Origin of the sequence: Kitasatospora fiedleri (assembly GCF_948472415.1) — a bacterium.
Lineage (GTDB): Bacteria > Actinomycetota > Actinomycetes > Streptomycetales > Streptomycetaceae > Kitasatospora > Kitasatospora fiedleri.
The window spans coordinates 4,456,664-4,481,126 of record NZ_OX419519.1 but is presented as its reverse complement, the minus strand read 5'-3'; the positions used below and the strand labels follow the sequence as shown (position 1 = coordinate 4,481,126).

Here is a 24,463-nt window from a genome sequence, read left to right as displayed (position 1 = left end):
CGTGAGCCGTGTGCCCCGTCCGCCTGGTGCACCACTGGGCATCCTAAGCGGGCGGGGCGCGGCGGGAGGGGAACTCGCGCAGTCCGTTCGGGCGGTCAGCGGGCGGTCAGGACTCCAGGTAGGCGAGGACGGCGAGAACCCGCCGGTGGTCCTGCTGGCTCTGGCCCAAACCCAGTTTCTGGAAGATGTTCGACACGTGCTTCTCGACCGCGCCGTCGGAGACCACGAGCTGCCGGGCGATCGCCGCGTTGGTGCGGCCCTCGGCCATCAGGCCCAGCACCTCGCGCTCGCGGGGGGTCAGGGCCGCCAGGGTGTCGACCTGGCGGCTGCGGCTGAGCAGCTGCTGCACCACCTCCGGGTCCAGCGCGGTGCCGCCCGCGGCGACCCGGGCCACCGCGTCGACGAACTCGCGGACCTCGGCGACCCGGTCCTTGAGCAGGTAGCCCACGCCCCGGGTGGAGCCGGCCAGCAGCTCGCTCGCGTACTGCTCCTCGACGTGCTGGGAGAGCACCAGGACGCCCAGGGCGGGGTGCCGTCCGCGCAGCTCCACGCAGGCCCGGACGCCCTCGTCGGTGTGCGTCGGCGGCATCCGGACGTCCGCCACCACGACGTCGGGCAGGGTGCCCGCGGCGTGCAGCGCGTCGATCGTCCGCACCAGGGCGTCGCCGTCGCCGACCCCCGCCACGACCTCCATCCCGCGGTCCGTCAGCAGTCGGGTCAGCCCCTCGCGGAGCAGTACGGAGTCCTCGGCGATCACCACGCGCAACATGGCACCGACCCTATCGAGAACCGGGCGGGCGCCGGGCCGCGACCGCTACATGGTGCGGATCGCGACGGTGTCGCACAGCTCCTGGAGGGCGGCCTTGGCCGAGCAGTCGGGGAGCGTGTCGAGCAGCGCCCGGGCGTCCTCGGCGTAGCGCAGCGTCTCGCGGCGGGCCCGCTCCAGCGCCGGGTGGCGGCGCAGCAGGCGCAGCGCCTCGGCGTGCGCGGCGTCGTCGGCGGCCAGGTCGGTGTCGAGCAGTTCGCGGAGCCGGACGTCCTCGGGGTCGTCCGGGTCGACGGGCATCTGGCGCAGCAGCAGCACGGGCAGGGTGGGGACGCCCTCGCGCAGGTCGGTGCCGGGGGTCTTGCCGGACTCGTGGCCGTCGCTGGCGATGTCGAGGACGTCGTCGGCGAGTTGGAAGGCGGTGCCGATCCGCTCGCCGTACTGGGTGAGCAGGTCGACGATCCAGCGCTCGGCACCGGCCATCAGGGCGCCGAAGCGGCAGGCCACGGCGATCAGCGAGCCGGTCTTGCCGGACAGCACGTCCAGGTAGTGGCGCAGCGGGTCGTCCTCGGGGCGCGGCCCGGCGGTCTCCAGGATCTGGCCGGTGACCAGCCGTTCGAAGGCGTCGGACTGGATGCGGACGGCCTCGGTGCCGAGGTCGGAGAGCACCTGGGAGGCGCGGGAGAACAGGAAGTCGCCGGTGAGGATGGCCACCGAGTTGTCCCAGCGGCTGTTGGCGCTGGGGGCGCCGCGGCGCACCGGCGCCTCGTCCATCACGTCGTCGTGGTAGAGCGTGGCGAGGTGGGTCAGTTCGACGACCACCGCGGAGGGCACCACGCCGGGCGCCGTCGGGTCGCCGAACTGGGCGGCCAGCATCACCAGCAGCGGGCGGAAGCGCTTGCCGCCGGCCTCGATGAGGTGGCTGGCGGTCACCGTGATGAAGGGCACGTCGCTCTTGACGGCCTCGGCCAGGGCGGCCTCCACGGCCTCCATCCCGGCCTGGACGTCCCGGGTCAGATCGCGGTCCTGCACGCTCAGCCCGAAGGGCCCCACGACGGTCACGCTGACCACTCCTGTCCCTGGTCGATCCAGCGGGCCGGTCCCTCAGCGCCGCCGATGCACATACGAAGCAGCGTATCCGGTCCGGAGTGGATCACTGCACGGGCATGGGCCCGACTCCCCCGGTGGCGGGGCGCGGCAGGGAGGGCGCTGTTCAGCGGGGGACGATCCGGGTCAGGTCCACCTCGACGGGGTACGGCAGGAGGGTGCTCAACGTGCCGTGGTGGACGGCCGTGCCGGGTGCCGGGGCGTACACGCCGGTCTCCGCGTCCAGGTGGAACTCGTAGACCACCGGGAGGCCGTCCTCGCCGCGCTCGACCCGCCAGAAGAACGGCACGCCCGCCTCGGCGTACATGCCGGGCTTGCGGAACCGGTCGTCGCCGCGCGAGCCCTGCGAGACCACCTCGACGGCGAGGGCCACGGCGGCGACGGGGACGCACTCCATGGTGAAGAAGTCGAGCCCGGTGCGGTCGAAGACCAGCACGTCCGGCTTGGGCGGGTTGTAGGGGTCGACCAGCATGCAGCGTTCGGAGTTGACTTGGTACGGGTCTTGGCGTGCCAGCTCAAGTGCGAAGTACAGCTTGTCGCGCACGGTGTCGTGCCACTGGTTGGTCATGCCACGGACCACGATCGCCCCATCCACCAAGTCGAACTCGAAGGGCAGATCGAGGTCCTTGACCTGGTCGTAGGTCCAGCCTCCCGAGGGCGGGGACGTCCAGTCGATCGGTTCGGCAGTCATGGTCACCTCCTGCACCCAGTGTAGGAGTCGAGCCTACGGGTGGCGACGAGTGGCGAAACGCTTCACCGGCGCGCCGTTCACCCCCCGAACAGCCGTCCGGCCCCCGCCCCCGGTGGGGGCCGGGGCCGGGGCCGCCGGGGGCCGGTTCAGCGGACGAACAGCGAGGCCTTGGAGGCCAGGTCGAGGAAGTACTGCGGGAGCAGGCCGAGGCCGAGAGTGACCAGCACGCCGACGCCGATGGCGGTGGCGGTGAGCGGGCTGGGGACGGCGACGGCGGGGCCGGAGGGCTGCGGGTCGGAGAAGAACATCAGCACGATGACCCGGATGTAGAAGAACGCGGCGACCGCGGAGGAGAGCACGCCGACGATGACCAGCGGGGTGGCCCCGCCCTCGGCCGCGGCCTGGAAGACCGCGAACTTGCCGGTGAAGCCGGAGGTCAGCGGAATGCCCGCGAAGGCCAGCAGGAACAGCGCGAACACCGCGGCCAGCAGCGGCGAGCGGCGGCCCAGCCCGGCCCAGCTGGACAGGTGGGTGGCCTCGCCCTTGGAGTCGCGCACCAGGGTGGTCACGGCGAACGCGCCGAGCGTCACGAAGGAGTACGCCAGCAGGTAGAAGAGGACCGCCGAGACGCCGCGCCGGTCGGTGGCGATCAGGCCGGTGAGGATGAACCCGGCGTGCGCGACCGAGGAGTAGGCGAGCAGCCGCTTGACGTCCTGCTGGGTGACGGCGAGGACCGCGCCGACCACCATGGTGAGGATCGCCACGCCCCACATGACCGGCCGCCAGTCCCAGCGCAGGCCGGGGAAGGCGACGTAGAACAGCCGCAGCAGGGCGCCGAACGCGGCGGTCTTGGTGGCGGCCGCCATGAACCCGGTGACCGGCGTCGGGGCGCCCTGGTAGACGTCCGGCGTCCAGGAGTGGAAGGGCACCGCGCCGACCTTGAACAGCAGGCCGACGGCCAGCATGGCCAGGCCGATCAGCAGCAGCGCGTCGTTCTGGGTGGTGACGGCCAGCGCCGGGGTGACCGGGGCGACGCCGGAGACCGCGTCGGCGATCTCGCCGAGCTGGACCGAACCCGCGTAGCCGTACAGCAGGGCGGTGCCGAACAGGAAGAACGCCGAGGCGAACGCGCCGAGCAGGAAGTACTTGACGGCCGCCTCCTGGGAGATCAGCCGGCGGCGGCGGGCGAGCGCGCACATCAGGTACAGCGGGAGGGAGAGCACCTCCAGCGCCACGAACATGGTCAGCAGGTCGTTGGCGGCCGGGAAGAGCAGCATGCCGCCGACCGCGAACAGGGTGAGCGGGTAGATCTCGGTGGTGCGCAGGCCCTCGCGGGTGGCGTCGCGCTCCTGCTCGCCGCCGGGGACGGCCGCGGCCTGGGCGGCGAACGCGTCGACCCGGTGGCCGTTGATCCGCGGCTCCAGCCGGCCCTCGGCGTAGGTGAGCACGGTCAGCACCGCGGTCAGCAGGATCACGCCCTGGAGGAACAGCGCGGGGCCGTCGATGGCGACCGCGCCCATCGCCAGCAGCCCCGCCTTGGTCGTGGCGTGGCCCTGCGCGGCGAGCACCACCACGGCGGCGAAGGCGCCGCCGAGGCCGAGCAGCGAGACGCCCAGCTGGGTGGTGGCGCGCAGCCGGCGGGGCAGGAACGCCTCGACCAGGACGCCCAGCACCGCGGCGCCGAAGACCACCAGCATCGGGGAGAGCTGGCCGTACTCGATGTGCGGGGCGGGGATGCTCGGGCTGTTGCCGCCGGCGGCGGCCAGCGCGTGGACGGGGTTCACTCCTGCTCACCTCCGTTGGTGGCGGCGACCGGGTGGGCCGGCGCGGGGTCGGTGCGGTGGACCTGGCTGAGGGTGTCGTTCACGGACGGGTTGACCAGGTCGGTGAGCGGCTTGGGGTAGACGCCCAGCAGCAGGGTCAGCGCCACCAGCGGGGCGACGACGGCGAGTTCGCGGGCCTTGAGGTCCTTGACGCCCTCGACGCCGGCCTTGACCGGGCCGGTCATGGTGCGCTGGTACAGCAGCAGGGCGTACAGCGCGGCCAGCACGATGCCGAAGGTGGCGACGATGCCGAGCGCCGGGTAGCGGCTGAAGGTGCCGACCAGGACCAGGAACTCGCTGACGAACGGGGCCATGCCGGGCAGCGACAGGGTGGCCAGGCCGCCGATCAGGAAGGTGCCGGCCAGCACCGGGGCGACCTTCTGCACGCCGCCGTAGTCGGCGATCAGGCGGGAGCCGCGGCGGGAGATGAGGAAGCCGGCCACCAGCATCCACGCGGCGGTGGAGATGCCGTGGTTGACCATGTAGAGCGTCGCGCCGGACTGGCCCTGGCTGGTCATCGCGAAGACGCCCAGGATGATGAACCCGAAGTGCGAGATGGACGCGTAGGCGACCAGCCGCTTGATGTCCTTCTGGCCGATCGCGACCAGCGCGCCGTAGACGATGCCGATCAGCGCCAGCACCATGATCACCGGGGCGAAGGTCTTCGACGCGTCCGGGAACAGGCCCAGGCAGAAGCGCAGCATCGCGAAGGTGCCGACCTTGTCGACCACCGCGGTGATCAGCACGGCCGTTCCGGCGGTGGACTCGCCCATCGCGTTCGGCAGCCAGGTGTGCAGCGGCCACATCGGGGCCTTCACCGCGAAGGCGAAGAAGAAGCCGAGGAACAGCGCCCGCTGCGCGTTGGGGTCGATGACCAGCTTGCCGGAGGAGATCGCGTCGGTCAGCGCGGTCAGGCTGAACGTCGCCTGGCCCTGGTTCCCGGCCGCCACGTACAGGCCGATCACGGCGGCCAGCATGACCAGGCCGCCGAGCAGGTTGTACAGCAGGAACTTGACGGCGGCGTAGGAGCGCTGGCGGTCCGAGTCGGGGCCGCCGGCCCGGTCGCCGAAGCCGCCGATCAGGAAGTACATCGGGATCAGCATGGCTTCGAAGAACACGTAGAACACGAAGACGTCGGTGGCCAGGAAGGACACCAGCACCATCGCCTCGACGGCCAGGATCAGCGCGAAGAACGCCTGGGTGCGCCGCTTGGACTCGAACGAGCCCTCGGGGACGGCAGGGTCGGCGTCGTGCCAGCCGGCCAGCATCACCAGCGGCACCAGGACGGCGGTGAGCAGCGCCAGCGCGGTGCCGATGCCGTCCGCGCCCAGCGAGAAGCTGATCCCGAAGGAGCGGATCCAGGAGTGGGACTCGGTCAACTGGTAGCGGGCGCCGCCGGGTTCGTAGGAGGCGGCGATCGCGGCGGCCAGGCCGAGGGTGACGGCGGAGACCGCCAGCGCGACGGTCTTGGTGGTGCGCCGCCGGGCCTCGCTGGTCCCGGCCGGGAGGGCGGCGGTGAGCACCGCTCCGGCGGCCGGGACGGCACAGGTGGCGGAGAGGAGGTAGCTCATCAGACCGACCTCATCAGGAGAGTGGAGGCGACCAGCACCAGCGTGCCGCCGAACATGGAGAGCGCGTACGTGCGGACGTAGCCGGTCTGGACCCGGCGCAGCCGGCCGGAGAGTCCGCCGATCGCGGCGGCCAGGCCGTTGACGAAGCCGTCCAGACCCCGGCTGTCGAACCAGACCAGGGTGGCGGCCAGCGCCGAGCCGGGGCGGACCAGGACGGCGTGGTTGAAGTCGTCCTGGAGCAGGTCGCGGCGGGCGGCCCGGGTGAGCGGGGAGCCGATCGGGGCCGTGACCGGGACGGGGCCGCGGCCGTACATCTGCCAGGCCAGGCCCGCGCCGGCCAGCATGCAGGCGGTGGCGATCAGGCTGACCGCGAGCGGGGACAGCGGCGAGTCGCCCTCGGCGTGGCCGGTGACCGGCTCCAGCCAGTGCAGGAAGGAGCTGCCGAAGGCGAACAGGCCGCCGGCGAAGACCGAGCCGAAGGCCAGCACGACCATCGGGACGGTCATGGTCCTCGGGGACTCGTGCGGGTGCGGCGGTTCGCCGGTTTCGGCGTCCGGCTGCCAGCGCTTCTCGCCGAAGAAGGTCAGCACCATCACCCGGGTCATGTAGAACGCGGTGACCGCGGCGCCGAGCAGGGCGCACAGGCCGAGGACCCAGCCCTCGGTGCCGCCCCTGGCGAACGCCGCCTCGATGATCTTGTCCTTGGAGAAGAAGCCGGACAGGCCGGGGAAGCCGATGATCGCCAGGTAGCCGAGGCCGAAGGTGACGAAGGTGACCGGCATGTGCTTGCGCAGGCCGCCGTAGTGCCGCATGTTCACCTCGTCGTTCATGCCGTGCATGACCGACCCGGCGCCGAGGAACATCCCGGCCTTGAAGAAGCCGTGGGTGACCAGGTGCATGATGGCGAAGGCGTAGCCGATCGGGCCCAGGCCCGCGGCCATGACCATGTAGCCGATCTGCGACATGGTCGACCCGGCGAGGGCCTTCTTGATGTCGTCCTTGGCGCAACCGACGATCGCACCGAACAGCAGCGTCACCGTGCCGACCACCACCACGGCGGTCCGGGCGTCCGGCGCCAGGTCGAAGATCGCCCCGGAGCGGACGATCAGGTAGACGCCGGCGGTGACCATGGTGGCCGCGTGGATCAGCGCGGAGACCGGGGTCGGGCCCTCCATCGCGTCGCCCAGCCAGGACTGCAGCGGCACCTGGGCGGACTTGCCGCAGGCCGCCAGCAGCAGCATCAGCGCGATCGCGGTGAGCTTGCCCTCGCTCGCGTCGCCCGCGGTGGCGAACACCGGCCGGAAGGCGAACGAGCCGAACTCGACGAACATCAGCATGATCGCGATGGACAGGCCCATGTCGCCGACCCGGTTGACGATGAACGCCTTCTTGGCGGCCGTCGCGGCGCTCGGCTTGTGCTGCCAGAACCCGATCAGCAGGTAGGACGCCAGCCCGACGCCCTCCCAACCGACGTACAGCAGCAGGTAGTTGTCGGCCAGCACCAGCACCAGCATGGCGGCCAGGAACAGGTTCAGGTAGGCGAAGAAGCGGCGGCGGCGCTCGTCGTGCGCCATGTAGCCCACCGAGTACAGGTGGATCAGGGTGCCGACGCCGGTGATCAGCAGGACGAAGGTGACCGAGAGTTGGTCGAGCTGGAAGGAGACGTCGGCCTGGAAGCCGTCGACCGGAATCCAGCTGAACAGCCGCTCGGTGACGGCGCGGTGCTCGGCGTCCCGGCCGAGCATGTCCGCGAACAGGGCCAGTCCGAAGGCGAAGGAGAGCGCGGCCAGCAGGGTCGCGATCCAGTGCCCGAACCGGTCCAGGGCGCGTCCGCCGAGCAGCAGCAGGGCAGCACCGGCCAGCGGCGCCGCGATCAGCAGCGGAATGAGAGAGTTCACTGTGAAGGGCCCTCCGCCTACAGCTTCATCAGGTTGCTGTCGTCGACCGAAGCGGAGTGCCTGGTCCGGAAGATCGAGACGATGATGGCGAGGCCGACCACGACCTCGGCCGCCGCGACCACCATGGTGAAGAACGCGATGATCTGGCCGTCCAGGTTGCCGTGCATCCGGGAGAAGGTGACCAGCGCCAGGTTCGAGGCGTTCAGCATCAGCTCCACGCACATGAACAGCACGATCGCGTTGCGCCGCAGCAGCACCCCGGAGGCGCCGATGGTGAACAGCAGCGCGGCGAGGTACAGGTAGTTGGCCGGGTTCACTCCGCCTCCTCCTTGGTCGGGGCCGGCGCCGGGGTCGGCACGGTCTCCAGCGCCTGGCGGGGCCCGGACACCTTGGGGCGGGCGGAGGACGGGCGGCCCAGCCAGTCGGCCGTGGTCTCCTCCAGCTCGGCCATCCGCCGGAGCATCTCCTGGCTGACGTCGCGGATCTGGCCGCGCTCGCGCAGGGTGCCCATCACCGAGTCCTCGGCGACGGTGCCGTCCGGCAGCAGCGCCGGGACGTCCACCGCGTTGTGCCGGGCGTACACGCCGGGGGCGGGCAGCGGCGGCACCTGGATGTTGTCGCTGACTCGCCGGGCGGCCAGCTGGCGCTGGGTCAGCGGGGCGCGGACCTTCTCGCGGTGGGTCAGCACCATCGCGCCGACCGCCGCGGTGATCAGCAGCGCGCCGGTCACCTCGAACGCCCAGACGTACTTGGTGAAGATCAGCCGGGCCAGGCCCTGCACGTTGCCCTCGGCGTTCGCCCCGGACAGGCCGGTGAAGTTCCGCAGGTGGGCGTTGGCCAGGCCGGCGATCAGCAGCACGCCGAAGCCCAGGCCGCAGAGCACCGCGGCGATCCGCTGGCCCTTCAGCTGCTCCTTGAGCGAGTCCGCCGAGGAGACGCCGACCAGCATCACCACGAACAGGAACAGCATCATGATCGCGCCGGTGTAGACCACGATCTGCACCACGCCGAGGAACACCGCGCCCTGCGCCATGTAGCAGACCGCCAGCGCGAGCATGGTGGCCGCCAGGCAGAGCGCCGAGTGCACGGCCTTCCGCATCAGCAGCATGCCGAGCGCCCCGCCGACCGCGACCACGGCCAGCACCCAGAACTGCACGGCCTCGCCGGTGGAGGTCATGACCGCTCCTCCTTCTCGCGCTCGTGCCGCTCCTGCCGAACGGTGCCGGGCGCCGCGCCGGTGACCTCGCCCCGGTAGTACGCGCCCTCGTCGGCGCCCGGGAAGATCGCGTGCGGGGCGTCGACCATGCCCTCGGTCAGCCCGACCAGCAGCTGCTCCTTGGTGAAGATCAGGTCCTGCCGGGAGGAGTCCGCGAGCTCGTACTCGTTGGTCATGGTCAGCGCCCGGGTCGGACACGCCTCGATGCACAGCCCGCACAGGATGCAGCGGGCGTAGTTGATCTGGTAGACCGCGCCGTAGCGCTCGCCGGGCGAGTAGCGCTCCTCGTCCCGGTTGTCGGCGCCCTCGACGTAGATGGCGTCGGCCGGGCAGGCCCAGGCGCACAGCTCGCAGCCGACGCACTTCTCCAGTCCGTCCGGGTGCCGGTTCAGCTGGTGGCGGCCGTGGAAGCGCGGGGCGGTGGGCTTCTTGTACTCCGGGTACTGCTCGGTGAGCCGCTTCTTGAACATGGCCCTGAAGGTCACGCCGAAGCCGGCGGCCGGCCCGAGGACCGACTTCTCTGAGGTCTCGGAGGACTCGTCAGACATTCTCGGATCAGCTCCCTTCGGAATGGTCGGCCCCGTTGAGGGCGTCCTGGAGTTGCGGGGCCCGGCGGCGGCGGCGCGGGACGGGCGGCAGTTCCTGCCCGGGCAGCGGCGGCACGGGGTAGCCCCCGGCCATCGGGTCGAACGCCGGCTCGGCGGCGGGCGGTTCGGCGGGCTTCTTGCGCAGCAGGTCGACCACCAGCGCGGCCAGCAGGACCACCGCCAGCGGCGCGCCCACGTACAGCACCACCTTGGCGAAGTCGTAGCCCTCGTTGCGCAGCGCCCGCACGGTGGCGACCATCACCAGCCAGACCAGCGAGACCGGGATGAGCACCTTCCAGCCGAGCTTCATGAACTGGTCGTAGCGCAGCCGGGGCAGGGTGCCGCGCAGCCAGATGAAGAAGAACAGCAGCAGCTGGATCTTCAGCACGATCCAGAGCATCGGCCACCAGCCGTGGTTGGCGCCCGCCCAGAAGGTCGAGATCGGCCACGGGGCCCGCCAGCCGCCCAGGAACAGGGTGGAGGCGACCGCCGAGACGGTGACCATGTTGACGTACTCGGCCAGCATGAACATCGCGAACTTCAGCGAGGAGTACTCGGTGTTGAAGCCGCCGACCAGCTCGCCCTCGGCCTCCGGGAGGTCGAACGGGGCCCGGTTGGTCTCGCCGACCATCGCGATGACGTACACGATGAAGGACACCGGCAGCAGCACCGCGAACCAGGTGGGCTGCTGCGAGGAGACGATCTCCGAGGTGGACATCGAGCCCGAGTAGATGAACACCGCCGCGAAGGACAGGCCCATCGCGATCTCGTAGCTGATCATCTGCGCGGAGGAGCGGATGCCGCCGAGCAGCGGGTACGTCGAGCCGGACGACCAGCCGGCCAGCACGATGCCGTAGATGCCCACCGAGGCGGTGGCCAGGATGTACAGCAGCGCGATCGGCAGGTCGGTCAGCTGGAGCGGCGTCCGGGTGCCGAAGATCGACACCTGGTTGTCGGCCGGGCCGAACGGGATCACCGCGAACGCCATGAACGCGGGGATCGCCGCCACGACCGGCGCCAGCACGTAGACCGCCTTGTCGGCGCCCTTGACCACCAGGTCTTCCTTGAGCGCCAGCTTCACGCCGTCGGCCAGCGACTGCAGCATGCCCCACGGGCCGTGCCGGTTCGGGCCGATCCGCAGCTGCATCCAGGCGACGACCTTGCGCTCCCAGACGATGGCGATCAGCACCGTCAGCACCAGGAACGCGAAGCAGAACACCGCCTTCAGCAGCACCAGCCACCACGGGTCGCGGCCGAAGAAGCCGAGCGTGTCGGCGGCGGCCAGGGGGGTGGCCAGGGGGGCAGCGAGGGGGCTCATGATTCCTCCGCCGGGGCGATGGTGACCAGGTGGCCGACCGTGGTGCCGAGCGTGCGGTACGCGCCGCCGTCCGGCGTCGAGTTGAGCGGCAGCCAGACCGTGCGGTCCGGCATCGCGTCGGTGACCTCCAGCGGCAGGGTCAGCGACCCGGCCGGTCCGGTGACCCGCAGCGCGCCGCGCGCGCCGACCTCGGCGGCGGTGGCCGCGGACAGCCGGGCCACCACCGGGTGCCGGGTGCCGGCCAGGTGGGTGTCGCCGTCCTGCAGCGAGCCGTGGTCCAGCAGCATCCGGTGCCCGGCCAGCACGGCCTGCCCGGTGGCCGGGCGGGGCAGCGCGGCGGGGTGCGCGGCGGGCGCGGCCGGGCGGGCGCCCTGCCACGGGGTGAAGCGGTCCAGCTCCAGCCGGGCCGCCCGGACGTCGGGCAGGCCGATCGGCCGGTCCAGCGCGTCCGCGAGCATGTTCAGCACCCGGACGTCGGCGTGCAGGTGGCCGCGCATCAACTGGTCGGGCTTGAGCGCCGGTTCGAACATCCGGACCCGGCCCTCCCAGTCCAGGAAGGTGCCGGCCTTCTCGGCGACCGCCGCGACCGGCAGCACCACGTCGGCGTACGCGGTGACCGCGGACGGGCGCAGCTCCAGCGAGAGCACGAACTCGGCCTGCGAGAGGGCCTGTTCGGCGAGCGCCGGGTCCGGCAGGTCGTCCAGGCCGACCCCGCCGACCACCAGCGCGTCCAGCTCGCCCGTGGCGGCGGCGGCCAGGATCTCGCCGGTGTCGCGGCCGGGGCCGGCCGGCAGCTCGGCGACGCCCCAGTGCGCGGCGGCCTCGGCGCGGGCGGCGGGCACCGCGACGGCCCGGCCGCCGGGCAGCAGCCCGGGCAGCGCGCCCGCCTCGACGGCGCCGCGCTCACCGGCCCGGCGCGGCACCCAGGCGAGCCTCGCCCCGGTGGCGTGCGCCAGGCGCAGCGCGGCGGTCAGGCCGCCGGCGGTCTGCGCGAGCCGCTCGCCGACCAGCACGACGGCGCCCGGGGAGCGCAGCGCGTCCGCGCAGCGTCCGGCGTCGTCGGCGAGCACCTCGTCGCCGGCCAGCGCCGCCAGCCACTCGACCTCGGTGCCGGGGGCGGCGGGCAGCAGCGCGCCGTGCAGCTTGGCCAGGCCGCGGGAGGCGTGCGAGGCGATCGAGAACACCCGCAGCCCGGACGCCCGGTTGGCCTTGCGCAGCCGCAGGAAGACGATCGGCGCCTCCTCCTCGGCCTCCAGCCCGACCAGCAGCACGGCCGGTGCGGCTTCGAGGTCGCGGTAGCTCACGGAGGGACCGTCCAGGTCGACGCCCGTCCCGGCGACCGCGGCGGCCAGGAAGTCGGCCTCCTCGGCGCTGTGCGGCCGGGCCCGGAAGTCGACGTCGTTGGTGCCGAGCGCGACCCGGGCGAACTTGCCGTAGCCGTACGCGTCCTCGACCGTCACCCGGCCGCCCGCGAGCACCGCGGCGCGCGCCCCGCGCAGCCCCTCGGCGGCCCGGGCCAGCGCCTCCGGCCAGGACGCGGCGACGAGTTCGCCGTCGCGGCGGACCAGCGGGGTGGTGAGGCGGTCGCGCTGCTGGGCGTAGCGGAACGCGAACCGGCCCTTGTCGCAGTTCCACTCCTCGTTGACCTCCGGCTCGTTGCCGGCCAGGCGCCGCAGCACCTTGCCGCGCCGGTGGTCGGTGCGCTGCCCGCAGCCCGCCGAGCAGTGCTCGCACACCGACGGGGAGGAGACCAGGTCGAACGGGCGGGAGCGGAACCGGTAGGCGGCGGAGGTGAGCGCGCCGACCGGGCAGATCTGGATGGTGTTGCCGGAGAAGTAGGAGTCCAGCGGCTGGTCCGCGCCGGTGCCGACCTGCTGGAGCGCGCCGCGCTCCACCAGGTCGATGAACGGGTCGCCGGCGATCTGCTGCGAGAAGCGGGTGCAGCGGGCGCACAGCACGCAGCGCTCGCGGTCCAGCAGCACCTGGGTGGAGAGCGGGACCGGCTTCTCGTACGTCCGCTTGACGCCCTCGAACCGGGAGTCGGGGTCGCCGGTGGACATCGCCTGGTTCTGCAGCGGGCACTCGCCGCCCTTGTCGCAGACCGGGCAGTCCAGCGGGTGGTTGATCAGCAGCAGTTCCATCACGCCGCGCTGCGCCTTCTCGGCGACCGGCGAGGACAGCTGGGTGCGCACCACCATGCCCTCGGCGACCGGGATGGTGCAGGAGGCGACCGGCTTGCGCTGCCCCTCGACCTCCACGATGCACTGGCGGCACGCCCCGGCGGGGTCGAGCAGCGGGTGGTCGCAGAAGCGCGGGACCTGGGTGCCGATCTGCTCGGCGGCGCGGATCACCAGCGTGCCCTTGGGGACGCTGACTTCGACGCCGTCGATGGTGAGCGTGACCAGCTCGGTCTGGGTGGAAGGCTCCGTGACCGTCACGCGTGCACCTCCCTCTCGGTGGCGGACTCGTGGGCGGAGGCCCGGCCGGCCCAGACGGTGGAGGCCGCCGGGTCGAACGGGCAGCGGTGTTCGTCGATGTGCTGCTGGTACTCGGCGCGGAAGTGCTGGAGCGAGGAGACGATCGGGCTGGCCGCGCCGTCGCCCAGCGCGCAGAAGGACTTGCCGTTGATGTTGTCGGCGATGTCCAGCAGCTTCTCCAGGTCGCCGGCCGCGCCCTGCCCGGCCTCGATCCGCTTGAGCAGTTGGACCAGCCAGTAGGTGCCCTCGCGGCACGGGGTGCACTTGCCGCAGGACTCGTGGGCGTAGAACTCGGTCCACCGGGTGACGGCCCGCACCACGCAGGTGGTCTCGTCGAAGACCTGGAGCGCCTTGGTGCCGAGCATCGAGCCGGCCGCGCCGACGCCCTCGTAGTCCAGCGGGACGTCCAGGTGCTCCTCGGTGAACATGGGGGTCGAGGAGCCGCCCGGGGTCCAGAACTTGAGCCGGTGCCCGGCCCGGACGCCGCCGGAGACGTCCAGCAGCTGGCGCAGCGTGATGCCGAGCGGCGCCTCGTACTGGCCGGGGTTGGTGACGTGCCCGGAGAGCGAGTACAGCGTGAAGCCGGGCGACTTCTCGGTGCCCAGCGACGTGAACCAGTCCTTGCCGCGGGCCAGGATCGGCGGCACCGAGGCGATCGACTCGACGTTGTTCACCACCGTCGGGCAGGCGTACAGGCCGGCGATCGCCGGGAACGGCGGGCGCAGCCGGGGCTGGCCGCGGCGGCCCTCCAGCGAGTCGAGCAGCGCGGTCTCCTCGCCGCAGATGTACGCGCCCGCGCCGGCGTGCACGGTGATGTCCAGGTCGATGCCGGAGCCCTGGATGTCCTTGCCGAGGTACCCGGCCTCGTACGCCTCGGCGACGGCCGCCTGGAGGCGGCGCAGCACCGGGACGACCTCGCCGCGCAGGTAGACGAAGGCGTGCTCGCAGCGGATCGCGTACGAGGCGATGACCATGCCCTCGATCAGCGCGTGCGGGTTGGCGAACAGCAGCGGGATGTCCTTGCAGGTGCCCGGCTCGGACTCGTCGGCGTTGACCACCAGGTAGTGCGGCTTGCCGTCGTTCTGCGGGATGAACTGCCACTTCATGCCGGTGGGGAAGCCCGCGCCGCCGCGCCCGCGCAGGCCGGCGTCCTTGACCAGGGCGATCACGTCGTCCGGGGGCATCGCGAGGGCGGCGGCCAGGCCGTCGTAGCCGCCGTGGCGGCGGTAGGTCTCCAGCGTCCAGGGGCGCTGGTCGTCCCAGGACGCGGAGAGGACCGGGGAGAGGAGCTTCTCGGCCGGCTCGGCGGAGGTCATCACGCTTCCGTCCCTTCGTGCCGCGGGGAGACCACCTTGGCGCCTGGGGTGCCGGGCAGCGCCTCGCCCCGGGCCAGCCGCAGGCCGGCCAGTGAGGGCGCGCCGCCGGCCCCGGACTCGTCGACCGCGCCGGGGCGCTCGTCGGCGAAGCCGGCCAGGATGCGCGAGGTCTGCTTGAACGAGCAGAGCTTGGCGCCGCGGGTGGGCGCCACCTCCTGCCCGGCGCGCAGCTGGTCGACCAGCTGCTTGGCGCTCTCCGGCGTCTGGTTGTCGAAGAACTCCCAGTTGACCATCACCACGGGGGCGTAGTCGCAGGCCGCGTTGCACTCGATCCGCTCGATCGAGACCGACCCGTCCTCGGTGGTGCGGTTGTTGGCGATCCCGAGGTGCTCGGAGAGCTCGTCGAAGATCTGGTCGCCGCCGAGCACCGCGCACAGCGTGTTGGTGCACACGCCGACGTGGTACTCGCCGGCCGGGCGCCGCCGGTACATGGTGTAGAAGGTGGCGACGGCGGTGACCTCGGCGGTGGTCAGGTCCAACTGCTCGGCGCAGAACCGGATGCCGGTCGGCGTGACGCAGCCGTCCTCGGCCTGCACCAGGTGCAGCAGCGGCAGCAGCGCCGAGCGGGACTGCGGGTAGCGGGCGATCAACTCCCGGGCGTCGGCGGCGAGTCGCTGCTCGACCTCCGGCGGGTAGGGCTTGGCCGGCAGCGCCGGCAGGCCGAGTTCTGTGCTGCTCACCGGTCCACGCCTCCCATCACCGGGTCGATCCCGGCCACCGCCACGATCACGTCGGCCAGCGGGCCGCCCTCGCACATCGCGGCCATCGTCTGCAGGTTGGTGAACGACGGGTCGCGGAAGTGCACCCGGTAGGGCCGGGTGCCGCCGTCGCTGACCACGTGCACGCCGAGTTCGCCCTTGGGCGACTCCACCGCGGCGTAGGCCTGGCCGACCGGGACCTTGAAGCCCTCGGTGACCAGCTTGAAGTGGTGGATCAGGGCCTCCATCGAGGTGCCCATGATCTTCCGGATGTGGTCCAGCGAGTTGCCCATGCCGTCGGGGCCGACGGCCAGCTGGGACGGCCAGGCGATCTTCTTGTCCGCCACCATGACCGGCCCGGGGGCCAGCCGCTCCAGGCACTGCTCGACGATCCGCAGCGACTGCCGCATCTCCTCCAGCCGGATCAGGAACCGCCCGTAGGAGTCCGCGGTGTCGGCCACCGCGACGTCGAAGTCGTAGGTCTCGTAGCCGCAGTACGGGTCCGACTTGCGCAGGTCGTGCGGCAGCCCGGTGGCCCGCAGGATCGGGCCGGTGGCGCCGAGCGCCAGGCAGCCGGGCAGGTCGAGGAAGCCGACGTCGACCAGCCGGGCCTTGAACACCGGGTTGTCGGTGGCCAGCTTGTCGTACTCGTGCATCCGCGAGCGCAGCAGGTTGACGCCCTCGCGGATCTTGTCGACCGCGCCGGGCGGCAGGTCCTGGGCCAGGCCGCCGGGGCGGACGTAGGCGTGGTTCATCCGCAGGCCGGTGACCAGCTCGAAGATGTCCAGGACGACCTCGCGGTCCCGGAAGCCGTAGATCATCAGGGTGGTGGAGCCGATCTCCATGCCGCCGGTGGCCAGGGCCACCAGGTGCGAGGAGATCCGGTTGAGCTCCATCATCAGCACCCGGATCACGGTGGCCCGCTCGGGCACGTCGGCGGTGATCCCGAGCAGCTTCTCCACGGCCAGGCAGTAGGCGGTCTCGTTGTACAGCGGGGTGAGGTAGTCCATCCGCGTCACGAACGTGGTGCCCTGCACCCAGTTGCGGAACTCCATGTTCTTCTCGATGCCGGTGTGCAGGTAGCCGATGCCGCAGCGGGCCTCGGTGACCGTCTCGCCGTCGATCTCCAGGATCAGCCGCAGCACGCCGTGGGTGGACGGGTGCTGCGGGCCCATGTTGACGATGATCCGCTCGTCGTCGGCGCCGGCCACCGCCTCGGCGACCTCGCCCCAGTCGCCGCCGGTGACGGTGAACACCCGTCCCTCGGTGGTCTCCCGGGCGCCTGCTTCGTAGTGGGTGCTGCTCATCAGCTGTACGACCTCCGCTGGTCGGGAGCCGGGATCTGGGCGCCCTTGTACTCGACGGGGATGCCGCCGAGCGGGTAGTCCTTGCGCTGCGGGTGGCCCAGCCAGTCGTCCGGCATCATGATCCGGGTGAGCGCCGGGTGGCCCTCGAAGACCAGGCCGAAGAAGTCGTAGGTCTCCCGCTCGTGCCAGTCGTTGGTCGGGTAGACGCTCACCACGGACGGAATCCGCGGGTCCGCGTCGGGCGCGGTGACCTCCAGCCGGATCAGCCGGGTGTGGGTGATCGAGCGCAGGTGGTAGACGGCGTGCAGCTCCCGGCCCTTGTCCTGCGGGTAGTGCACGCCGCTGACGCCCAGGCACAGCTCGAAGCGGAGCGCCGGGTCGTCGCGCAGGATGCGCACCGACTTCAGCAGGTGCTCGCGCTCGATGTGGAAGGTCAGTTCGCCGCGGTCGACGACGGTCTTCCCGATCACGTCGGCGACGTCGAGGCCCTGCTCCTCCAGCGCGCCCTCGAACTCGTCGGCCACCTCGTCGAACCAGCCGCCGTAGGGGCGCTCGCTGGCGCCGGGCAGCACGATCGGGGCGTCCAGGCCGCCGAAGCCGGAGGTGTCGCCGGTGCCGCGGGCGCCGAACATGCCCTGCCGGCGGCCGACCACCTCGACCGGGATCTCCCGCCGGGTCGCCGGGACCTCGGGCGCCTGCTCCGGCCGGTCGGAGTCGCTCATCGCAGCAGCCCCCGCATCTCGCTGGTCGGGACGGCCTGCAGCGCGAGGCGCTCGGCCTCCTCCTCGGCCCGGCGGCGGTTCACGCCGAGCTTCTCGTGCTGGATCTTCTCGTGCAGCTTGACGATCGCGTCCAGCAGCATCTCCGGGCGGGGCGGGCAGCCCGGCAGGTAGATGTCCACCGGGACGATGTGGTCGACGCCCTGGACGATCGCGTAGTTGTTGAACATGCCGCCCGAGGAGGCGCACACGCCCATCGAGATGACCCACTTCGGGTTCGGCATCTGGTCGTAGACCTGCCGCAGCACCGGCGCCATCTTCTGGCTCACCCGGCCCGCCACGATCATCAGGTCGGCCTGCCGGGGCGAGCCCCGGAAGACCTCCATGCCGAACCGGGCCAGGTCGTAGCGGCCCGCGCCGGTGGTCATCATCTCGATCGCGCAGCAGGCCAGACCGAAGGTCGCCGGGAAGACCGAAGCCTTCCGCACCCAGCCCGCGGCGGCCTCCACGCTGGTGAGCAGGAAGCCGCTCGGCAGCTTCTCCTCGATACCCATCAGTTCCCTCTCAATGCCTTCGAGTCCGTTGGCTTGTCCGCCCGTTCACGGGCGGCGGCCGGTGGTCAGTCCCACTCCAGGCCGCCGCGGCGCCAGACGTAGGCGTAGGCGACGAACACGGTGGCGATGAACAGGAGCATCTCGACCAGCCCGAAGATCCCCAGGGCGTCGAAGCTGACCGCCCAGGGGTAGAGGAAGACGATCTCGATGTCGAAGACGATGAAGAGCATCGCCGTCAGGTAGTACTTGATCGGGAACCGCCCGCCGCCCACCGGCTGCGGGGTCGGTTCGATACCGCACTCGTACGCCTCCAACTTGGCCCGGTTGTAGCGCTTCGGGCCGGTGAGCGAGGCCATCACGACGGAGCCGACCGCGAACGCCGCCGCGATGGCACCGAGTACGAGGATCGGCGCGTAGGCATTCATAGCCCCCGCTCCCTCCGTCCAGTCGTCCTTGACTGCAGATCGGAACCACCAGGTCACCGATGGTGAAATGATGATCCACTTCGTGGGATCCGGCTCCATGTGAGGCAGTTCACAAAGCCAGGTTGGAGCGCATCCTATGCCTGTCCGCTTGTGATCTGCGACACGCAGTTCCCGATGATCTTTGTGATCTTCGCCACCCGACGAAGGCCCGCGAAGGCGGATCGATCACCACCGCTCCACCCGATGTGGGCGATTGGCCACATACAGTCGCAATCCGGCGGGAAACGACCGCCGTTCGGCCACGCCCTATATCAATTCTGCGGCGGCCAAGGCAAATTTCGGAGTGATCCGGTTGACGTGATAGTGGATCTCACCCTGGCGGTGGACCCGGCGCGGCAGCCGCTTGACCCTTCGTTCACAAGCTCTCAAGGACGCCCGGCGCCCGCCGCCGCCCCCACTCGGTGCCCGCCAGCACCGCCACCGCCCCCAGCAGCGCGAACGGCCCCGGCCGGTCCCCCGCCAGCAGCACCCCGCACAGCGCCGCCCACAGCGGCTCGGTGCCCAGCAGCAGGCTCACCCGGGACGGCGAGGTCGCCCGCACCGCCCACAGCTGCACGAAGAACGCGAACAGCGTGCACAGCAGCGACAGGTACAGCAGCAGGCCCCAGCGGGCCGCGTCCAAGGACCCCGCCACGCTCAGCGGAGACCGGCCGGCGAACGGCGACGCCAGCACGAACACCGCCGTGGCGAAGGCCAGTTGGACCCAGGTCAGGGCCAGCGCGTCCACCCCGCGCACCGCCCGCAGCCGGGCCGTCGCCAGCACGTTCACCGTCCGCGCCCCCGCCGCCCCCAGCACCAGCAGGTCGCCCGCCGACGGCGCCCGCAGCCCGCCGTCCCCGGTCAGCAGCGCCACCCCCAGCACCGACAGGGCCGCCGCCGCCAGGAACGCCCCCGACGGCGCGCTGCGCCGCAGCGCCGCCTCCGCCAGCGGCGTGAACACCATCGTCAGACTGATCACCAACCCCGCGTTGGTCGCCGAGGTGTGCACCGCCCCGTACGTCTCCAGCAGGAACACCGCCCCCAGCACCACCCCCAGCAGCGCCCCGCCGGCCCACTGCGCCGCCGACAGCCCGCGCAGCCGCCGCCACGCCACCGCCCCCAGCACCGGCAGCACCAGCCCGAACCGCAGCACCAGCACCGCGACCACCGTCTCCGGCCCGGCCACCCGCTTCACCACCAGGAAGCTGGACCCCCACACCACCGCCACCGCCAGCAGCGGCAGGTCCCGCGCGAACCGCGGACGGACATCGAGCGACACCACGGCCACGGCACGGCTCCCGGAAGGGTCGACGGGGGCCCGTGCGGCATCGGACGGGACGGTTCGGAGGGCGCCACTCTCCCGCACCCGGAAGGCGACGGGCAAGCGCTTTCGGGCCCGCCCGCCTGACCGGCGACACCTCGGGCGGCATTTTTTCCTACCGGCGGTGCTACCTTTTGGGTATGACCGTCCCCACCCGCAAGAGCCACGAGCGCGCCGGCAAGCGGTCGGTGTCGCTGGCCCAGTCATTGATCAACGAAGTCGAGGAGCGCACGGGCCGGACCGGTTTCTCCTCCGTCGTGGCCGAGGCCCTGGAGGAGTGGCTGGCCGCCCAGAAACTCGGCGAGGTCGTCACCGCCGACCGCGAGGAGTTCGGTCCCGTGTCCGCCGAGGCGCTGGAGCAGGCGGAACGGGAGTGGTGAGCAAGCGCCTCAAGGTCAAGGCCAGGAGCGAGGGCACTCTGGTCCTGGACGCCCAGGGGCTCTCGCTGCACGTCGACGGCGACGAGGGCATGCGGGCACGCGTCGAGGTGGCCGAACGCACCGGCCGCCGGGTCGCGCTCTCCGCCCTGACCCCGCTGGAGGTCCGCCGGAGCGGCCCCGCCGCCGACCGACTCCGGTTCCTGCTCTCCCGCTTCGACGTGAAGCCCGTCACCGACGCGGTGATGGACGCCGCCGCCCACCTGCTCGACACCTCGGGCCTCGACGGACACGAGTGCCTGGTCGACGCCCTCGTGGTCGCCACCGCCGCCCTCTGCGCGCCGCCGGTCCTGCTCGTCACCTCCGACCGGTCGCACATTCCGGCGCTGTGCAAGGCCGCCGAGGAACTCCCGGGCTCCCCCATCGTGAAGATCGTCCACGTCTGAACCCGCCGCCCCGGCCGCCCGGGTCCGCGGCCGGAAGTCGTCCTTCCGGGGGTGGGAACGGACCGACTGCACCTGCCGGGGTGCGGTACCCCGCGCCGACCCGATGTTGGCGACATATGCCGGGCACCAACATTGCCCACAGAACCGGAGGCGCGGAGTGAGCGTCACGCAGATCGACATCGACGACGAGGCCCTCGCCGCCGCGATGAAACTGATGGGCACCACCACCAAGAAGGACACCGTCAACAACGCCCTCCGCGAGTACACGGCGCGCATGAAGCGGCTGGAGGCGGCGGAACGGCTCGCCGCCAGGGGCGCCCGGGGCGAGTTCGACGCGGCCGCGGCCGCGCGGGCGGCCGCCGAGCAGGCCCGCCAGGAGGGCCTCGCTTGATCGGCTATCTGGTCGACGCCTCGGCCCTGTGGCACCTGTTCCGCGCCCCGGGGGCGCTGCGTGCCTGGGAGGGGCACATCGCCGCCGGGGCGCTGCACGTCTGCGAGCCCACCCGCGCCGAGTTCCTGTACTGCGCCACGAGTCCGGCGCACCGCGACGAGCTGGCCGACGAACTGGACACCCTGTGCGGCACCGCTGCGGTGCCCGAGTCGGCCTGGCGATGGGTGGATTCCGCCCAGTACAGGCTGACGCAGCGGGGCCTGCACCGCTCGGCCGGTGCGATCGACCTGCTGGTCTGTGCCACCGCCGCCCACCACGACCTCACGGTGCTGCACGTCGACAACGACTTCACCACCGTCGCGTCCGTCGTGCCCGACCTCCGCGAGCGGGACGCCCGGGGCTGAGCACCACCGCACGCGGAAGGCGGCGGCCGAGCGCTCCCGCGCCCGTCCGCCGCCTTCGCGGGGCCTGCGGGGTCAGGCGCGGGGCGCGACCTTGGTCAGGCCGTTGATGATCCGGTCCGCGGCGTCGCCGCCGCTCGGGTCGGTCAGGTTGGCGAGGAGCTTGAGGACGAACTTCATCAGGACGGGGTGGGTGAGGCCGCGTTCGGCGGCGATCCGCATCACCCGGTCGTTGCCGATCAGCTTCACGAAGGCGCGGCCGAGGGTGTAGTAGCCGCCGTAGGTGTCCTTGAGCAGCTGGGGGTAGCGGGCCAGGGCGCGTTCCCGGCCCTCGGGGGTGATCCGGGCCATGGCCTGGACGATGACGCCCGCGGCGAGTTGGCCGGATTCCATCGCATAGGCGATGCCCTCGCCGTTGAACGGGTTGACCAGGCCGCCCGCGTCGCCGACCAGCAGCAGGCCGCGGGTGTAGTGCGGCTGCCGGTTGAAGGCCATCGGCAGGGCCGCGCCGCGGATCGGCTCGGTCATGTTCTCCGGGGTGTAGCCCCACTCCTCGGGCATGCCGGCGCACCAGCTCTTGAGCACTTCGCGCCAGTTGAGGTCGCCGAAGGCGGGCGAGGAGTTGAGGATGCCCAGGCCGACGTTGGAGGTGCCGTCGCCCATGCCGAAGATCCAGCCGTAGCCGGGCAGCAGCTTCTTCTGACCGCCGCGGGTGTCCCACAGCTCCAGCCAGGACTCCAGGTAGTCGTCGTCGTGCCGGGGCGAGGTGAAGTACGTCCGGTAGGCGACGCCCATCGGCCGGGACTCGAGCCGGTGCAGGCCCATGGCCAGCGACAGCCGGGTCGAGTTGCCGTCCGCGGCCACCACCAGCGGCGCGTGGAACTCGACCTCGCGCTTGTCCGGCCCGAGCTTGGCGGTGACGCCGGTGATCCGCCCGGTGCGGTCCTGGACCGGGCCGCTGACGTTGCAGTTCTCGTACAGCCGGGCGCCGGCCTTCTGCGCCTGCCGGGCCAGCAGTTCGTCGAAGTCGGCGCGCTTGCGCACCAGGCCGTAGTCGGGGAAGGAGGCCAGCTCCGGCCAGTCCAGCTCCAGCCGGACGCCGCCGCCGATGATCCGCAGGCCCTTGTTCTGGAGCCAGCCGTTCTCGGTGGACACGTCGATGCCCATGTCGACCAGCTGCTTGACGGCCCGCGGGGTCAGGCCGTCCCCGCACACCTTCTCGCGCGGGAACTCGGTCTTCTCCAGCAGCAGCACGTCCAGTCCCGCCTGGGCCAGCCAGTAGGCGGTGCTGGAGCCGGCCGGACCGGCGCCGACCACGATGACGTCGGCGGTGGACTCGACGGCGGTCTCGGTCATACGGGGCTCTCTCCTGAGCGCGTCGGGGGCACGGAGTCGGGGCCGACGCCCCGTCAGCGCCTTTCCGGCGGACGGGGTGCCGAACCCTCGCAGTCTACGGGGCCTTGAAGCCGCGGTGGAGGGCGACGATGCCGCCGGTCAGGTTGCGCCAGGCCACCTTCGTCCAGCCCGCCCGCTGGAGTTCGGCGGAGAGCGCGGGCTGGTCCGGCCAGGCCCGGATCGACTCCGCGAGGTACACGTACGCCTCCGGGTTGGAGGACACCCGGGTGGCCACCGGCGGCAGCGCCCGCATCAGGTACTCGGTGTAGACGGTGCGCAGCGGCGTCCAGGTCGGCGTGGAGAACTCGCAGATCACCAGCTTCCCGCCGGGCTTGGTCACCCGCAGCATCTCGCGCACCGCCGTCTCGTGGTCCTGCACGTTGCGCAGCGCGAAGGAGATCGTCACCGCGTCGAAGGACTCGTCGGCGAACGGCAGCCGGGTCGCGTCCCCGGCGGTCAGCGCGAGTTCGGGGTGGCGGCTCTTGCCCTCGCTCAGCATGCCGATCGAGAAGTCGCACGGCACCACGTCGGCGCCCGCCTCCAGGAACGGCAGCGAGGACGTGCCGGTGCCCGCACCGAGGTCCAGGATGCGCTGGCCCGCGACGGCGCCCACCGCGTCGGCCACCGCCCGGCGCCAGAGCCGGGCCTGGCCCAGCGAGAGCACGTCGTTGGTGCGGTCGTACTTGGCCGCGACGTCGTCGAACATGGCGGCGACGTCCTGCGGCTGCTTGTCCAGATGGGCTCGGGTCACACGCCCATTGTTCACCTTGCCGTGACGCGGACCGCCACCAGGGCTCACCGCAGGGCGCGGCGGCCCCCCTTGCGGCGGCGCCGGGAGCGCTTGCCCTGCGTCAGCGCGGGCATCCCCTCGGCGGCGAACGCCACCGTGAAGGCGGCCCGGGCCCGTTCCTCGCCCGCCTGGTGGCGGCGGAAGCGCCAGATCCGCCACAGGCACAGCGCGCACAGCAGCACCGCCGCCGGCACGCTGGTCTGGGCCAGTCCGACGCCCACCGGCTGCGGGTAGGTCTTCCCGCACACCCGCACCGCGGAGGCGTCGTCCGCCGCCCGTTCCAGGCAGATCGGTGCGCCGACCCTGGCGTCGGCCGGCAGCCACAGGTCCGCGGCGGTCAGCCGCCGCCCGTCCACCGGGTAGGCGACCTGGCTGTACGTCCCGCTGCCGCCCGGCAGTTGGGTGACCGTCCCCTCGACCCGCACCGGGTGCGCGTCGATCCGGTCCGCCTGGTCGGCCTGCCGCCAGCCCAGCAGGCACATCGCGAGCGCGACCACGGCGCTCAGCACGGCCCCGACGTACCAGCCCCGAGCCGGTCTGGTCCGAAGACGTTCGGGGGTCGCGGCGCGCATACGTCCTGTTCCTGGCTCGGGTGGAGGTCTGACCGGGATGGTAACCGCAAAGGCCCGTCCAGGTCACGGCCAGTCAGAAAAGCCCGGGTGCTTCGGAAACGAACCGGCCGGACCCCGCGCGGGGTCCGGCCGCTACCACCGTCCCTGCCGCCTACGTCACCGCCGCCGGTGGAGCAGCCGCCACCGCAGCCGCCACCG

Annotated in this window: 25 protein-coding genes; 4 read left to right on the top strand and 21 right to left on the bottom strand. The window is 72.0% G+C overall.

The window, feature by feature from the left end:
• Positions 1–106: 106 nt before the first annotated feature.
• The 18 genes from QMQ26_RS20815 to QMQ26_RS20730 all read right to left on the bottom strand — a co-directional run bounded on the left by QMQ26_RS20815 (position 107) and on the right by QMQ26_RS20730 (position 19,860).
• Positions 107–769: a response regulator transcription factor gene (locus tag QMQ26_RS20815; RefSeq protein ID WP_100836718.1), complete on the bottom strand. Its 663-nt coding sequence runs from the start codon at positions 767–769 to the stop codon at positions 107–109.
• Between the two features lie 45 nt (positions 770–814).
• Positions 815–1,828 carry a polyprenyl synthetase family protein gene (locus tag QMQ26_RS20810; protein WP_100836719.1) on the bottom strand — a complete coding sequence of 338 codons (1,014 nt, stop codon included), beginning with the start codon at positions 1,826–1,828 and terminating at the stop codon, positions 815–817.
• A 151-nt stretch (positions 1,829–1,979) separates the two neighbouring features.
• Positions 1,980–2,564: a Uma2 family endonuclease gene (locus tag QMQ26_RS20805; RefSeq protein ID WP_100836720.1), complete on the bottom strand. Its 585-nt coding sequence runs from the start codon at positions 2,562–2,564 to the stop codon at positions 1,980–1,982.
• Positions 2,565–2,710: 146 nt separating this feature from the next.
• The gene (gene nuoN, locus QMQ26_RS20800; RefSeq protein WP_100836721.1) at positions 2,711–4,348 is read right to left on the bottom strand and encodes an NADH-quinone oxidoreductase subunit NuoN; all 1,638 of its coding nucleotides are present in this window, start codon (positions 4,346–4,348) and stop codon (positions 2,711–2,713) included.
• The gene (locus QMQ26_RS20795; RefSeq protein WP_282202291.1) at positions 4,345–5,958 is read right to left on the bottom strand and encodes an NADH-quinone oxidoreductase subunit M; all 1,614 of its coding nucleotides are present in this window, start codon (positions 5,956–5,958) and stop codon (positions 4,345–4,347) included. The genes nuoN and QMQ26_RS20795 overlap by 4 nt, the downstream gene beginning before the upstream one ends.
• Positions 5,958–7,856 (bottom strand): NADH-quinone oxidoreductase subunit L, encoded by a 1,899-nt coding sequence (nuoL, locus tag QMQ26_RS20790; protein WP_100836723.1) that lies wholly within the window; start codon positions 7,854–7,856, stop codon positions 5,958–5,960. Before nuoL ends, QMQ26_RS20795 begins: the two co-directional genes overlap by 1 nt.
• A 17-nt stretch (positions 7,857–7,873) precedes the next feature.
• On the bottom strand, positions 7,874–8,173 hold the full coding sequence (gene nuoK, locus QMQ26_RS20785; RefSeq protein ID WP_100836724.1) for an NADH-quinone oxidoreductase subunit NuoK: 300 nt from the start codon (positions 8,171–8,173) through the stop codon (positions 7,874–7,876).
• Complete coding sequence (locus QMQ26_RS20780) at positions 8,170–9,033, bottom strand: NADH-quinone oxidoreductase subunit J (protein ID WP_100836725.1); 864 nt, start codon at positions 9,031–9,033, stop codon at positions 8,170–8,172. Before QMQ26_RS20780 ends, nuoK begins: the two co-directional genes overlap by 4 nt.
• Positions 9,030–9,620, bottom strand: coding sequence for an NADH-quinone oxidoreductase subunit NuoI (nuoI, locus tag QMQ26_RS20775; protein WP_100836726.1), 591 nt, complete (start codon positions 9,618–9,620; stop codon positions 9,030–9,032). Before nuoI ends, QMQ26_RS20780 begins: the two co-directional genes overlap by 4 nt.
• A gap of 7 nt (positions 9,621–9,627) precedes the next feature.
• On the bottom strand, positions 9,628–10,977 hold the full coding sequence (gene nuoH / locus QMQ26_RS20770; RefSeq protein WP_100836727.1) for an NADH-quinone oxidoreductase subunit NuoH: 1,350 nt from the start codon (positions 10,975–10,977) through the stop codon (positions 9,628–9,630).
• On the bottom strand, positions 10,974–13,415 hold the full coding sequence (locus QMQ26_RS20765; RefSeq protein WP_282202290.1) for an NADH-quinone oxidoreductase subunit G: 2,442 nt from the start codon (positions 13,413–13,415) through the stop codon (positions 10,974–10,976). Before QMQ26_RS20765 ends, nuoH begins: the two co-directional genes overlap by 4 nt.
• Positions 13,412–14,770, bottom strand: a complete 1,359-nt coding sequence (nuoF, locus tag QMQ26_RS20760) for an NADH-quinone oxidoreductase subunit NuoF (protein WP_100836729.1) — start codon at positions 14,768–14,770, stop codon at positions 13,412–13,414. Before nuoF ends, QMQ26_RS20765 begins: the two co-directional genes overlap by 4 nt.
• Positions 14,770–15,489 carry an NADH-quinone oxidoreductase subunit NuoE gene (gene nuoE / locus QMQ26_RS20755; protein ID WP_282206576.1) on the bottom strand — a complete coding sequence of 240 codons (720 nt, stop codon included), beginning with the start codon at positions 15,487–15,489 and terminating at the stop codon, positions 14,770–14,772. Before nuoE ends, nuoF begins: the two co-directional genes overlap by 1 nt.
• 17 nt (positions 15,490–15,506) lie before the next feature.
• Positions 15,507–16,835 (bottom strand): NADH-quinone oxidoreductase subunit D, encoded by a 1,329-nt coding sequence (locus tag QMQ26_RS20750; protein WP_100836730.1) that lies wholly within the window; start codon positions 16,833–16,835, stop codon positions 15,507–15,509.
• A complete protein-coding gene (locus QMQ26_RS20745) occupies positions 16,835–17,557 on the bottom strand; it encodes an NADH-quinone oxidoreductase subunit C (RefSeq protein ID WP_282202289.1) in 723 nt (240 codons plus the stop codon). The genes QMQ26_RS20750 and QMQ26_RS20745 overlap by 1 nt, the downstream gene beginning before the upstream one ends.
• Positions 17,554–18,108, bottom strand: a complete 555-nt coding sequence (locus QMQ26_RS20740) for a NuoB/complex I 20 kDa subunit family protein (RefSeq protein WP_030459087.1) — start codon at positions 18,106–18,108, stop codon at positions 17,554–17,556. The genes QMQ26_RS20745 and QMQ26_RS20740 overlap by 4 nt, the downstream gene beginning before the upstream one ends.
• A gap of 65 nt (positions 18,109–18,173) precedes the next feature.
• Entirely contained in the window at positions 18,174–18,533 is a 360-nt protein-coding gene (locus QMQ26_RS20735) for an NADH-quinone oxidoreductase subunit A (protein ID WP_014137597.1), read from the bottom strand.
• Positions 18,534–18,948: 415 nt separating this feature from the next.
• Positions 18,949–19,860, bottom strand: coding sequence for a DMT family transporter (locus QMQ26_RS20730; RefSeq protein ID WP_282202288.1), 912 nt, complete (start codon positions 19,858–19,860; stop codon positions 18,949–18,951).
• Positions 19,861–20,033: 173 nt separating this feature from the next.
• Here QMQ26_RS20730 and QMQ26_RS20725 point away from each other — a divergent pair, with 173 nt between their 5' ends.
• From QMQ26_RS20725 to QMQ26_RS20710, 4 genes are all read left to right on the top strand, one after another.
• Positions 20,034–20,273: a hypothetical protein gene (locus tag QMQ26_RS20725; RefSeq protein ID WP_282202287.1), complete on the top strand. Its 240-nt coding sequence runs from the start codon at positions 20,034–20,036 to the stop codon at positions 20,271–20,273.
• Positions 20,270–20,716, top strand: coding sequence for a PIN domain-containing protein (locus QMQ26_RS20720; protein ID WP_282202286.1), 447 nt, complete (start codon positions 20,270–20,272; stop codon positions 20,714–20,716). Before QMQ26_RS20725 ends, QMQ26_RS20720 begins: the two co-directional genes overlap by 4 nt.
• A 157-nt stretch (positions 20,717–20,873) precedes the next feature.
• The gene (locus tag QMQ26_RS20715; RefSeq protein WP_282202285.1) at positions 20,874–21,107 is read left to right on the top strand and encodes a type II toxin-antitoxin system VapB family antitoxin; all 234 of its coding nucleotides are present in this window, start codon (positions 20,874–20,876) and stop codon (positions 21,105–21,107) included.
• Positions 21,104–21,511 (top strand): PIN domain-containing protein, encoded by a 408-nt coding sequence (locus QMQ26_RS20710; RefSeq protein ID WP_282202284.1) that lies wholly within the window; start codon positions 21,104–21,106, stop codon positions 21,509–21,511. The genes QMQ26_RS20715 and QMQ26_RS20710 overlap by 4 nt, the downstream gene beginning before the upstream one ends.
• Before the next feature lie 72 nt (positions 21,512–21,583).
• On the opposite strand, the gene QMQ26_RS20705 is transcribed toward QMQ26_RS20710, so the two are convergent.
• The 3 genes from QMQ26_RS20705 to QMQ26_RS20695 all read right to left on the bottom strand — a co-directional run bounded on the left by QMQ26_RS20705 (position 21,584) and on the right by QMQ26_RS20695 (position 24,265).
• Positions 21,584–22,864: a geranylgeranyl reductase family protein gene (locus tag QMQ26_RS20705; RefSeq protein ID WP_100836736.1), complete on the bottom strand. Its 1,281-nt coding sequence runs from the start codon at positions 22,862–22,864 to the stop codon at positions 21,584–21,586.
• A 94-nt stretch (positions 22,865–22,958) separates the two neighbouring features.
• On the bottom strand, positions 22,959–23,654 hold the full coding sequence (locus QMQ26_RS20700; protein ID WP_100836737.1) for a demethylmenaquinone methyltransferase: 696 nt from the start codon (positions 23,652–23,654) through the stop codon (positions 22,959–22,961).
• Positions 23,655–23,698: 44 nt separating this feature from the next.
• Positions 23,699–24,265 carry a hypothetical protein gene (locus QMQ26_RS20695; RefSeq protein ID WP_282202283.1) on the bottom strand — a complete coding sequence of 189 codons (567 nt, stop codon included), beginning with the start codon at positions 24,263–24,265 and terminating at the stop codon, positions 23,699–23,701.
• Positions 24,266–24,463 lie beyond the last annotated feature (198 nt).